Origin of the sequence: Rhodopirellula sp. JB055 (assembly GCF_043100905.1) — a bacterium.
Taxonomy (GTDB): Bacteria; Planctomycetota; Planctomycetia; order Pirellulales; family Pirellulaceae; genus Rhodopirellula.
In genome coordinates this window covers 1-11,588 of record NZ_JBICHO010000196.1, presented here as the reverse complement: position 1 = coordinate 11,588, position 11,588 = coordinate 1, and the positions used below count along the sequence as shown (strand labels likewise).

The following is an 11,588-nucleotide window of genomic DNA, read 5'->3' as shown; positions in this document are numbered from 1 at the left end:
AGCGATGACCGTACTCACGTTGGTTCGTCGAAGGTTGTCGCGGACGACGATCGAGTGTGTAGTAGGCGGCGTGCTGCTGGCGCGCGGCCATGTTGGTTGGCGGCGCGTACAGCGGCAAGAACTCAACCTCTTGCTGAGCCGATGTTCCATGACCCAGCAATTGTTCAACCGACCAAATTTCAAAGTCCATCGGTCGGCTGCGGTCGACTAACAGTTGGTGTTCGGATTTGGTTTCGGAAATCGGGACTCGATCCGCGCGTTGCTTGAACAAGTTGACTGCCGGAACACAGAGCAACACCAAGTGTTCACGACTGAGACGTCCCACCAAATCTTTTTGTGATTGGTCAACGCCGATGATGATTTCAAGTTGGTTGCCCTTCGCCATCGAAACCGCTTGGGACAACCCGTTTAGCGTTACGAACAGGAACTTTTCGGGCAACAAGAAATACTCTTGCAGCAAGCGGTATCCACTGAACGATCGGGGCTCGCCAGGTAGCAATGCTTCTGCATCATCGAAACCACCAGCGACCAGCGATGCCGAATCCAGTCGTTGCCATTGATCCGACGCGGCGTCGCCGACAACGATGCCGTTCTGATGTGCGACGAGCAACTCCAGCAACTGATGAGCGGTTTCGCCACCGCGAAGATGAATCGGTAGGCTGTCCAGGTCGAGTGCCGACATCGGCAAACCGGCCGTGGTTTGAAGCGTGATTCGCAGAGCGGCACGACAGGGCATGCTCTTCATGATGGAAGGCATCGGGCGACGGGTCGCAGTGCCACGTTCCACCCACTCCACGTCCACCAATTGAATCGGCCACAAATCAACCGGAGCGGTCGTTTCGAATCGGCAAGGCGTCGGGCAGGTTTGGCTGGACGGTCCCTGCAAACGAGAGCCACGGGGCAAACGGTAGCCGCTGGCCAGCGATCCCTCGTCGGGATCCGGATGAATTTGAACGATCGCGGCGGATGGGATCGGCCGCGTGTAGTGCGGGTAGATCGATTGCAGCAATCCGCGGGTGAGTTGTGGGAACTCGGAATCCAAACGGCGATGCACTCGCGCCGCCAAAAACGCGAATCCTTCTAGCAGACGTTCAACGAAAGGATCGGCGCAGGCGAATTCGTCCATTCCCAAGCGACCGGCGACCGCGGGGTATTCTTGTGCAAACTCCGCCCCCAGTTCTCTCAGGTAGCCGAGTTCTCGGTTGTAATGATCGAGGAACTGAGCTTCCATGCGTCAAATCCAACCGAGGTGAACGAAGGAGTCGAGAGTGCGCGGATGCTTGGCGATGCCATCTTTCCAGCACAAACTCTTGGGCTGTGGTCATTTTGACCGTGACACTCATCACGGTTCTTGCTCAATAGCACAATTGGGTCTTGCGTCCCAAGAGGTAATTCGCTGACCACAATCCGGCTATGCCGCTCGGCGTTGACCGACTCCCGGCACCACTTTCTGACATTGGCCATTGCCCAAGCAGATCGAGATGCCCATCGCAAAGGATTCCAACGCATCGGAGGGGCCGAACAGGGCCTGGATTTGCACGATCACGTCACCACGGACGTATTCGTTCAACCGGCACGTCACATCCAGAGTGTCCGGTCGCAAACGAGGTTCAAAACACCGAATCGCTTCGGCAAATTCTCGTTGAAGAAGTCGCAGGTCCAATCCGCTGCTGGTCCTGCCCGTCAGATCAGGAACACCATAGTTCAAAACGCTTTTTTGAACCAACGGCCAGGCCGACAGATCAGTGTCCTCGGACATTCGGCGTGTTCCAAACAACGCCAACAGATCGCGTTCGATTTGCGAACTCAATATCGCCATCTGGTGGCGACGTTGACGGCGTGAAACACCGCTTCGCGATCCTTGATTTGGCATCACACGAACGTCGCCACCGCCACCGTTCTCGCCACGGATCAATCGATCCAGTAGCGAGGATGACGGTTGTTCGATTGGTTCGTTGGACGCCATGACAGTTTAGCCTAGGCGGCTTTCTGTTCCGACAGGTTCCAACCTTTCTCGGTCGCTTTCTTCGCCGAGTCCCCGTCGTACTTGGTGTACGCCATTTTGATCTCGGTGAAGTTGAGCGTGAAGTTTTCGCAAGGCTTGCTGTCGCCCATGCTCGACTGTGAGTAACTGGTGACGATCGGATCGACCAATGTCACGGTCAAGTAAACCTGCGGGTTGCCTTCGTTGTCGGTTTGCAAGTAGGTCAGGGTTGCGCCTTGCAGCGAAGCACCCGAGACACTTTGCATGAACAATTCAGTCGACGCGATGTCGAAGTCCTTTGCACATTGCAGTTCGGTGAACGCGGGGGAGCCGGTTTCACGAGCCGAGCTGCCGGCAACACTTGCGACGGTACGATTGGCACCGAAAGAGACCGAGGTCAACTTGATCTGATCTTCGTAGCCAGCAACGGTTGCGTCGCCCTTGATCTCAGTTGTGAACTTCAAAAAAATCATGGTTTCAGTTTCCTGGAATGAATGTTGTTTGGGGGCGTCTCAAAGCCGAATGATCAAGCGGCCTTGGCGGACGGCAGCTTGCTAACGAGTCGCAATGACACGGTCAAACCTTCCAGTTGGAAGTGAGGACGCAAGAAGAATTTCGCGGTGTAGTATCCAGGGTTGCCCGGGATTTCCTCGACGACCACTTCTGCACCCGCCAGTGGACGACGCGCTTTGTCCAGTTCCGATGCGGTGGCTGGGTTGGTGTCGACATACTGGCTGATCCAGTTGTTGAGCCAGATTTGCATGTCGGCACGTTCTTTGAACGAACCCACTTTGTCGCGAACGATGCACTTCAAGTAGTGTGCGAAGCGGCAGACGGCAAACAGATACGGCAAACGACCTGACAAGCGAGCGTTGGCGGTTGCATCGTCGTCTTCGAACAAGCTGGGGTTGTTCAGTGACTGAGCACCGATGAAGGCGGCCAAGTCGCTGTTCTTGCGGAACACCAACGGCATCATTCCGTTTTTCGCCAGTTCCGCTTCCCGTCGATCGCTGATCGAGATTTCGGTTGGACACTTCATGTCCACGCCGCCATCGTCTGTTGGGAACACGTGAACGGGCAACTTTTCAACTGCTCCACCCGATTCCACGCCACGAATGCGTGAGCACCAGCTGTGCATTTTGAACGAGCGGTTGATGTTCACAGCGAACGCATAGGCACTGTTGGACCAAACGTATCGGCTGTGGTCAGGGCCTGCGGTTTCTTCTTCGAACGCGAATTCTTCGACGGGATTTGTCGCGGCACCGTAAGGCTGGCGTGACAGAAAACGTGGCATCGTCAAACCGATGTAGCGTGAATCTTCGTCGTCGCGAAGTGAACGCCACGATGCGTATTCGACGGTTTGGAAGATCTTGGTCAAATCGCGAGGGTTGCCCAGTTCTTGCCACGAATCCATGTGCATCAAAGCGGGGGCAGCCGCGGTGATGAATGGGGCGTGTGCAGCGGCAGAAATTTTCGCGATTTCGCCCAGCAATTCGACATCGACGGGCGAATGATCGAAGTAGTAGTCGCCGATCAACGCACCGTAAGGTTCACCACCGAATTGGCCGTACTCCTCTTCGTACAGCTTTTTGAAGATTGGGCTTTGATCCCAAGCGGTTCCTTTGAACTTCTTCAGCGTCTTGTGAAGGTCTTTTTTGGAGATGTTCAAGACGCGAATTTTCAGCATCTCATCGGTCTCGGTGTTGTTCACCAAGTGGGCGAAACCACGCCATGCACCTTCGAGTTGTTGGAAATCATCGTGGTGCAGGATCTCGTTCATCTGCTCCGAGATCTTGTTGTCGATTTCGGCTACCAAGGCTTCAATCGTCTTGATCACGTCGCTCTCGGCAACCATCTCACTGGTCACAAGTTGAGCTGCAAGCGTGTTGACCGCCCGTGTGACAGCCAACCCGGCATCATCGGTGCGTGGTTTGAATTCGGCTTCCAACAACTCCGACAATGTGTCCAGTGTGAGTGTGTCGGTGTCATCGGGAGCGGCTTCCGTGGTTTCCGATTGTGTATCGCTCATCCTTGAGTCCTTCGAGATTGGTGGTGGGTGTTGGTGTGACGATTCGATCAGGCGGCTTCTGCGGCGGAATCGGATTCGTCAATTTCGAGCGGCTTTTCGGCGAGCTCTTTCAACAGTTCAGGATCGTTGATCAATCGGGACACCAATTCTTCGGCGCCGGCTTTGCCGTCCATGTAGGTCACTAACTGCGCCAATTGCGTGCGTGCGTTGAGAAGCTTGTTGAGTGGTTCCACACGTTTGGCGATTTGGCCGGGTGTGAAGTCGTCCATGGATTCGAAGGTCAAATCGATGTTCAGGCTGCCTTCGCCGGTCAGCGTGTTGTCCACTTGAAACGCAGCGCGTGGCTTCATCGATTTCAAACGGTCGTCGAAGTTGTCAATGTCCGTTTCCAGGAACTTTCGATCGGCGACATCTTCGAGTGGCTCGGACGGATTGCCCGACAAGTCAGCAAGCACTCCCATCACGAAAGGAAGCTGAACCTTCTTCTCGGAACCGTAGGTTTCCACGTCGTATTCGATCTGAACGCGAGGCGGACGGTTACGAGCAATGAATTTTTGGCTGCTTTCGGACATCAGCTTTCCTTTTCAGAACAGCGGCGACAGGGTGGATTTGTAAGTGGTTGGGTTTGATGACCGCTAGGATCAGTCGTCAAACTGGCCAGCCAGGTTTCTTGCTTGCGAGAGCGCATCGGGTGCGAGTTCGCGAATGATGTCGACGAAGTCTTGGTTGATCATCCGGCGAGCCCGACGCAGCAAGAGCGGCACGGGGCTGGACGGTTCATGCAACTCGAAGTACCTCGTCGCCGCGTCGAGTGCCTGGGCAGCTTCTTCGCGCGACTGAACCCGAATGCGACTGAGGCTGACGATCGATTCGTCAACATCCTCGGAGTCCCACTGATTGGAAGCGTCGTGGGAAGCGGCTGGCTCGCATTCATCGCCGCTGACATCTTTGACCGCGGCATCCGAAACGGACAAACGTTGTCGAAGGTGTGTCTTGAATAATTGGCTGCACGCGGAAAGGCAGGACGACAGCTCTTTGGTTTCCCAAATCCCGGTTCCGAGATGCTGTTCTAGGAAGTCCACCGTCTCTTGCAGTGCATTTTCGGCTCGTTGGCAAGCTTCATAGCGATGTCGAAGCTCAGCAACTGGAAACGCCAAAAAGGCGGCTTCCACTTCCATCGGCGTGGGCGAATCCGCGGACGAGGTCGCATTGAGCTCGCCACGTGAACGACGCACGTCATTGAGCGTCACCACCACATGAGGCAGCGATTCGACCAAGGTCATTCGGCCGATCATCGATGGCAATCGCTCTGGTTCGCAAAGACGACCAAGGGCATTGATTCGGATGAACGGATCGTTGTTGTCGTCGGGATCGAGTTGCGGATGAACGTCGTCCCAATGGTCGCGGACCCAATCGCGAAGGAGCGTCATCGATTCCGTCAGACCGTCAAGGCCCTTCAGGTGAGTCTGGCATTCGACCAAGAGAACGGCCAGCCGGAGATCGCGAGTTTCGCTCGCCAGCTCGATCGCTAGCTGGTGAATGGCTCGCCAATCCGGTGGTTGAGCCGCAATGACGGTCTTGCCGTACTGCTGTTCTCGAGTGCCTTCTGCCAACCGGGTCATCTCAACAAACCGGGCGTCGTACTCCAGACTCACGCCAGTCGGCGAGTCCGGAGAGACGGGAGCGGTCAGCGTTGAGAGGTCGGCAATTGTCATGAACGATGTCGGGTCTTGGTTTGGCGAACACTCATCACTGTCTCGATATTTGCCTGTAGCGATTGAATCGACTTTTCATTTCTCAACCCTGAGTCACTTTGATCACTTTTATCAAGAAATGCGTGGAATGATCCAAACTCGCTGAATGGAATCAAGTCAAAATGAGGGGACGCAAGACGATCCAAAGCTGGATGAGAAACAATGCAATCAAGAGCCCAGTGATCACCATCAGCGACGCCGCGAATCGCTGGTGACGTCGCCAGGCCTGTCGTTCTTCCGACGTCCAAGCCAGATGATTTTGTTGATCGATCATGTGTGCGACGACGGACTCAAAGAAGTGTCCCTTCGCCCCGTTGCTCTTGGCCGAGCGTTGGCCTGGCGATGCGACAAACAGACCACTGACGATTGGTGCGTTGACTTCCGACATGCTTTCGGAATGCGAAGACGACATGTCGACCGGATTGGCTGCGCAGCTCTCAACCATCAGGCTTCGCAGCGAGGATCGCCAGCGACGACATTGGATCAGAACGCGAACCAAGCGGTGATTTTGAGGTTGGGTGAGCGAACGTGGGACTTGGAAAACCTGTTTGACACGATTTTCGATCTCACGAATCGTGTCATTCGCCAATTGGTTCATTGCTTCGCCGGTGGGAATTTCTTCCGAGACAAATGGTTTGCCCAATGCCACCGACGATTGTTGCTCCACCATCCGCAAACGTCGTTGCAGTTCCTTGTAGTCGTCGGGATGATCCTTTTCGGCGATCATCATGGTCACCGGGCTGGCGATTCCCAATTCGGATTGCACCTGATCGAGGTCGCGACGGATCGCTCGTCCGATTTTTCGGCCCGACTCACCGGGCGAAGAGCCTCCTTCGGCGATCATTCGCGAATCCACCATCACAAGCGTGCCGTTGATGGGGGCGTGCGGAAATCGCTCGGCTCGCAGTCGTGCGCACAGATCAGACAGCTCTTGCTGAGATTGTGTGGTGCGAACGGAGGACAGCGAATCAGGGATCGACCGAGTGGGCTGAGCCATCGGTTGGATCGATTGAGCGTCTTGGACCAAGCGATCGGCTCGTTCGAGCGATTGCATGGCATGAGTGACGGAGGTGGGCTGTGTCTTTGCTGCCTGAGTTGGAGGCTGAGCCACGGCAACGGCGGACGGGGTTGCACCGGCGGCAAGTGGTTCGGCCTGAGGTTCCGTTGCTGGCGCGTCGTCGGTTGAATCAGCCCTGGATGATTCGTCGTTGTCCGCGACGGACTCCTCGCTGGTGTTTGCATCCGACGGTGATGCCGACGGTGAAGCAGGTGCTTCGGCGACATGGTCGGGAATCGATTTTGGCTGCTCGGAGTGTTCGTCCGATGTTCCGCTTCGCAGGAGTGTCCCATACACACCAATGTCTCGGCAGAAGATCAGCAAGCGATCTTTTGACAAATGCCAGTCGATCGCGGGAGCGCCTTCCGACGTGGATTGAGCGACAGGAGCCCCTTCGGATCCGAGCCACGCTTCTTGCTGATGACGTGTTTCACAACCCAACACCAAGAAGCAAGGGATTTGGTTGAGTCCCACGCCGTGCTGCGACAGTAGTTGCATGCCTGTTTTCCAACCGGCGCGAACGCGAGCGTTGCCGAGCGGAACGTCCGCCATCCAAATGCGTACCGTCACATAAGTGACCACGCAGGAAAGTGCCCAAAGAACCAGCAACCAAACACCACGCTGAAGCGTCATGTAGTCGCCCCAAGCGATTCGCGTTGGGTCGATTGAGTAGACCAACCAAGCGGCAGCGGCCAAGACCAGCAGACCAATTCCCACCAAAGCGGCGACCATGGCGGCCAACGACACGTTCAGTCGCGATTTCAAGCGATCTTTTAGACTGGGCGTCGCATCATCGGACATAGATCGTTCTCGTCGAATGGTATGGGATGGGCATCACTTTCCCGCCGAAAGCGTGTACATCGTGATGTTGGCGATCAACATCGTCGCCGCCGCGACCGTCCACCAAACGATGCTTCGTCGCGTCGTGTTCGGTGCCGCTCCACTCAAAGATCGGTGCAGACGCGCTGGAGGATCGACCTCGGCAGCATCGCTGCTGAGTTGGTGCTGTGTCTTTTCCAGCCAAAGTTCCAAGGTTGCTGGAATGCCCAGTTCTTTCGTGGTGGCTTCTGACAGACCTGGAATGGAGTACACGCCACGGAATCCCAACAGGACGCAATCATGGAAGACTCGCAACACGCCGTTGGAGGATTCACGACTGGCGACGGCGGCCATCTGATAGAAGCGTTCGCTGCAATCACGTGAACCAAACAGGCTGGCTTCCAAGACGTGATCATTCCACCAAGATCGACCGGACCATGGCATTTCCAGCAACAACTCATCGGTCAGAGAAACCAACGCGTACATTGCTTCTTCCCAGCGATCATCGTGATGGTGACTTTGCCGCGCCTCGGTCAAGCGTTGGGACAAAGTTTCGTGAGTGGCGACGGGATCCAAGGGCTCGTCAGCATGCAGTCGGTCGATCACCGCCAGCACACATTCAGTGTAGTCGTCGGCGAATTGTTCGAGTGATTCATTCATCACACTGCATCCGATCGCTTGGTCGCGAAGATCGCGAATTGCAAGGAAGCGGTGTGAGCGTCCATGCGAACCTTCAAGGTTTGATTGCCCGCCAACTTTTGTGGATCGTCAATCAATTGTTCGCGAATTCGAAGTGCGATCGTGCCGGTGTCCAAGACGTCGGTCCAGGCCGGGCCGCGACCGCTGATCTCGAAGAAGCTCCAATCCGATTGAGACGGCAAGACTCGGGGAACTTCTCGCAAGGGTTTCAGCTCCAGTCCCATTGCGCGTTTGCTGTATAGCGTTTCGACCTGGCGGGCACTGCCCATTTTCCAATCGAGGAAACCAGGCGAGAGTAACTTGTCGAGTCCCGCAGCGGAGAGTTTGCCACGACGCACGCCCAAGACGCACTGCCAATCGCTCGTCAACCATTGCGGATCCAAGCTGACCTGCATGCCCAATCCTGCTCCGATGAAGAAGCGTTGCTGGTAAGCATTCTGGCCGACCGATGCAATTCGCGATTCGATTCGTCGTCGCAGTTCTTGAAACAAGGGGCCGATCGCATCGTGATCGTAGGCAGCGATCGCCTGCAAGGATCGTGTTTCACCAAACAGATCCAACCCACCGGCGAGACGGCTGAGTTCCACGTACGCGTTCCACGGATGGACGCCGCTGGATTGATTCAGAACACCGAGAACCGCTGCGGCTTGGTTGAGCGTTTGAAGCATCAAGATGCGTTGAAGATCACCGGGTTGTTCGGCGTCCATTCGAACGCTGCGATCATTGACGAGCTGCGACAACAGTTCGATCTTGAGCATCATCATGTCGTGGATCGGCCGTAGAAACCGCTGTCTCATTTGGGACCATGCGGCACAATCCATCAACGGTGGGACGTACCGTTCATCCAGTTCTGCGATTGCTCCGCCCACCGAGCCTCGTTTCACACGAGCGATCCGCAACACGTCGTATCCGGTCAGGTCTTCGGTCGAAAGTTTGAGGACGGCGTTGACACGGCGAAACAGAACGGGCTCGACGCTGGCACCATCGGTTTCGTCAGGCACATGAATTTGAAGTTGTCGAAAGCGGGCCCCTTCGGCTTGATCGCCTTCGGCTACATTGGAAACACCAAGCTGCAACCGAGGGACGGCAAGGAACACGTCGACGCTGTTGCCGCCGCCCACCGGAATGGTTTCGTGAGCAGCGTCCGAAGTTTCGGAAGTTGAGGCAGAGGCACCGGAAACGGCAAATCCAGCCCGCAGGTCAACTCGCTCGGTTGTTTCTCCCACGGCCAATTCCACCAACGTGCCCTCCGGCATTTTGGCTCGGACGCCATCGAGTTGGAAAAAGCCCAACGCGAGCGCGTCGGCATTGATCGAGATGCTCGCCAGTCCATAGCTGTAGGGGTTCTGCCAGCGCGAAGCGGCCGCTTGGCTTTCCTGCCAGTGGCGATCCCATGCCTGGAGATGATGTGGTCGGAGGAACAGTCCCTCATGCCAATGGACCGCAAGATTCTGCATCGGATTCCTTTCCGAACGTTGGCTGGGTGCCGTCAAATCAATTTGACTCTCGTAAGCCCCAATCTTGGTATGTGGCCGGAGATTAGCTAAATCACGTGCATATTTCCAGACGATATTATCGATACAGACAGCCACTCTCAGTTTCACGACATGCTTTCACGAGTGTCGTGACTTCACTTTGACTCGCGAAGTGAACTGCCACATCATCCAGGCCCCGCGACGAAGTGTGATCAAACCCGTCCATCTTGCTCTGCTGCTTTCGCACGCCGTGTTGGCGTTTCCGCTCTCGGCTCAAGATCCGATGGTGTGGAATGACCTCGGTGCCCCGCTGCTGCGCCATGACTCACTCTCGGATGCCCCGCTGCACGCGGAAGGTTTGATTGAAGCACCTCTTTTTGAACCGCTTCCCGTCCCGCCCGGCGAAATCGAGTCGATTTCAATCGTCGCACCTGACATTCATCCCGAGTCCATCGTCGGCGAATCCGTGGATTGGTTGGCGATTGGCGGGGACAACCCGGTTGGCTCGAGCTGTGGTTGTCAGACGAATGGCAATTGCGAGTCGGGGTGCGATGTGGGCTGCGGCTGCAATCAATGCCGCCAACTGGTTTCCAGCCAGTGGACTCCTTGGCAGGATCTCTCGTTCCCAAACATTCACGAAGCGTTGGAGCGTCTCAGCCCGGGAGCCCACTTTCGTCAAAATCGCTCCCGTGATCGTGGCATCGGGTACGAACGAGTGATGTTTGCTCCCAACGTCTTGGACACCGCGATCGTTCCAGCTCACGTGGGCATCCGCTACCAAGTCGACCACGGGCTGCGAACGCCGGATCGAGCGGAGTACTACTGGGGAGACCCGCCAGACAACGAATCGGGCGTGAACTCGCAAGATCTGATCTTTCGACTTGCGGCGGGGACGGAGCGGTTGATGGCGTTGACGCAGTACACAATGCGGTCGGTGGACCCGGAAGTGAACGGAAACACGACCGGTTTTGGTGACATCGTCCTGGGTGCTCAAGCTCTGTTGGTTGATGGCAAACGCACGAAGGTTGCGACCATCTTTCGAACCCATTTGGCGAGTGGTCCTGCCGACCGAGGCTTGGGGACCGGCCACACTTCGCTGGAGTTTGGATTGCTGGGTCGACGCTGTCTTCGTCCGGAAACCTACGTCTTCGGCGAAGTCAAATATTGGACTCCCATCAAAGGAACCGCTGGCGTCGCCGGAGATGTGTTGACCACGGGTTGGGGTGTCAGCACGATCGCAGCGGAAAGCGATGTGTTCGCATTCTTGCCAACCTTCGAGGTTCGGACACTATCGTTTCTGTATGGCGGATACCACGATTCAGCGGGCACGCTGCAGGCCGTCGATGGTGAAACCGCGATTGAGTTCTACCCCGGTGCCCGTTTTGTACTGGGACCCGAAAACGACATGGGGTTGTGGGAATTCGGATTCGCGACCGGCATCACCGCCGCCGATGACGACTGGTTTGATACCCGCATGGTTTTTGATCTTCGTCTGTCGCTTTGAGCGACCAAGACGACTTCCGCGAGCAAGTCGTCTTGGTCTGGCGAGCTCGCTGATCAGTCCTGCGATTCGAGCGGAAGCGTTCCGCCGACAACAGGCAAACTCAGTTGAGTGTGCTGCAAATCGATCGTGATCTTGGTGCCCGGCGTGGGATGCAGTGTGTAATCGCGATCGCTGGAAAAGACCATCAGTCCGATCTGCTGCCCTTTGGCGATGACTTGATCATCGGGTTGCAGGTCGAACTCGATGTCATAGAACTGGCCCGGGACG

11 protein-coding genes are annotated in these 11,588 nt (G+C 56.1%); 1 reads left to right on the top strand and 10 read right to left on the bottom strand.

The features are described 5' to 3' along the window. The 9 genes from tssF to tssK form a co-directional block, all read right to left on the bottom strand. Positions 1-1,231, bottom strand: a 1,231-nt coding sequence (gene tssF / locus ACF8AM_RS08005) for a type VI secretion system baseplate subunit TssF (protein WP_392555132.1), incomplete at its 3' end; no start/stop codon positions are given. 180 nt (positions 1,232-1,411) lie between these two features. After that, on the bottom strand, positions 1,412-1,966 hold the full coding sequence (locus ACF8AM_RS08000) for a type VI secretion system baseplate subunit TssE (RefSeq protein WP_392555131.1): 555 nt from the start codon (positions 1,964-1,966) through the stop codon (positions 1,412-1,414). Positions 1,967-1,977: 11 nt separating this feature from the next. Further along, on the bottom strand, positions 1,978-2,457 hold the full coding sequence (locus ACF8AM_RS07995) for a type VI secretion system tube protein Hcp (protein ID WP_007328777.1): 480 nt from the start codon (positions 2,455-2,457) through the stop codon (positions 1,978-1,980). Positions 2,458-2,510: 53 nt separating this feature from the next. Then, positions 2,511-4,013 carry a type VI secretion system contractile sheath large subunit gene (gene tssC, locus ACF8AM_RS07990; protein ID WP_392555130.1) on the bottom strand — a complete coding sequence of 501 codons (1,503 nt, stop codon included), beginning with the start codon at positions 4,011-4,013 and terminating at the stop codon, positions 2,511-2,513. Positions 4,014-4,060: 47 nt separating this feature from the next. After that, the gene (tssB, locus tag ACF8AM_RS07985; RefSeq protein ID WP_007328775.1) at positions 4,061-4,585 is read right to left on the bottom strand and encodes a type VI secretion system contractile sheath small subunit; all 525 of its coding nucleotides are present in this window, start codon (positions 4,583-4,585) and stop codon (positions 4,061-4,063) included. Positions 4,586-4,654: 69 nt separating this feature from the next. Further along, the gene (gene tssA, locus ACF8AM_RS07980) at positions 4,655-5,728 is read right to left on the bottom strand and encodes a type VI secretion system protein TssA (protein ID WP_392555129.1); all 1,074 of its coding nucleotides are present in this window, start codon (positions 5,726-5,728) and stop codon (positions 4,655-4,657) included. A gap of 151 nt (positions 5,729-5,879) precedes the next feature. Continuing rightward, complete coding sequence (locus tag ACF8AM_RS07975) at positions 5,880-7,625, bottom strand: type VI secretion protein IcmF/TssM N-terminal domain-containing protein (protein ID WP_392555128.1); 1,746 nt, start codon at positions 7,623-7,625, stop codon at positions 5,880-5,882. Between the two features lie 33 nt (positions 7,626-7,658). Then, entirely contained in the window at positions 7,659-8,303 is a 645-nt protein-coding gene (locus tag ACF8AM_RS07970) for a DotU family type IV/VI secretion system protein (protein WP_392555127.1), read from the bottom strand. Continuing rightward, positions 8,303-9,799, bottom strand: coding sequence for a type VI secretion system baseplate subunit TssK (gene tssK, locus ACF8AM_RS07965; RefSeq protein ID WP_392555126.1), 1,497 nt, complete (start codon positions 9,797-9,799; stop codon positions 8,303-8,305). The genes ACF8AM_RS07970 and tssK overlap by 1 nt, the downstream gene beginning before the upstream one ends. Positions 9,800-9,989: 190 nt before the next feature. Here tssK and ACF8AM_RS07960 point away from each other — a divergent pair, with 190 nt between their 5' ends. Further along, positions 9,990-11,321 (top strand): hypothetical protein, encoded by a 1,332-nt coding sequence (locus ACF8AM_RS07960; RefSeq protein ID WP_392555125.1) that lies wholly within the window; start codon positions 9,990-9,992, stop codon positions 11,319-11,321. Positions 11,322-11,374: 53 nt separating this feature from the next. Here the strand turns inward: ACF8AM_RS07960 and ACF8AM_RS07955 are convergent. Continuing rightward, the coding region (locus ACF8AM_RS07955) for a CocE/NonD family hydrolase C-terminal non-catalytic domain-containing protein (protein WP_392555124.1) at positions 11,375-11,588 on the bottom strand (214 nt) is incomplete at its 5' end.

Excerpts from the sequence above, each read along its gene's own strand:
- ACF8AM_RS08000 (WP_392555131.1), bottom strand. The coding sequence starts at position 1,966 with ATGGCGTCCAACGAACCAATCGAACAACCGTCATCCTCGCTACTGGAT.
- ACF8AM_RS07995 (WP_007328777.1), bottom strand. The coding sequence starts at position 2,457 with ATGATTTTTTTGAAGTTCACAACTGAGATCAAGGGCGACGCAACCGTT.
- tssC (WP_392555130.1), bottom strand. The coding sequence starts at position 4,013 with ATGAGCGATACACAATCGGAAACCACGGAAGCCGCTCCCGATGACACC.
- tssB (WP_007328775.1), bottom strand. The coding sequence starts at position 4,585 with ATGTCCGAAAGCAGCCAAAAATTCATTGCTCGTAACCGTCCGCCTCGC.
- tssA (WP_392555129.1), bottom strand. The coding sequence starts at position 5,728 with ATGACAATTGCCGACCTCTCAACGCTGACCGCTCCCGTCTCTCCGGAC.
- ACF8AM_RS07975 (WP_392555128.1), bottom strand. The coding sequence starts at position 7,625 with ATGTCCGATGATGCGACGCCCAGTCTAAAAGATCGCTTGAAATCGCGA.
- ACF8AM_RS07970 (WP_392555127.1), bottom strand. The coding sequence starts at position 8,303 with ATGAATGAATCACTCGAACAATTCGCCGACGACTACACTGAATGTGTG.
- tssK (WP_392555126.1), bottom strand. The coding sequence starts at position 9,799 with ATGCAGAATCTTGCGGTCCATTGGCATGAGGGACTGTTCCTCCGACCA.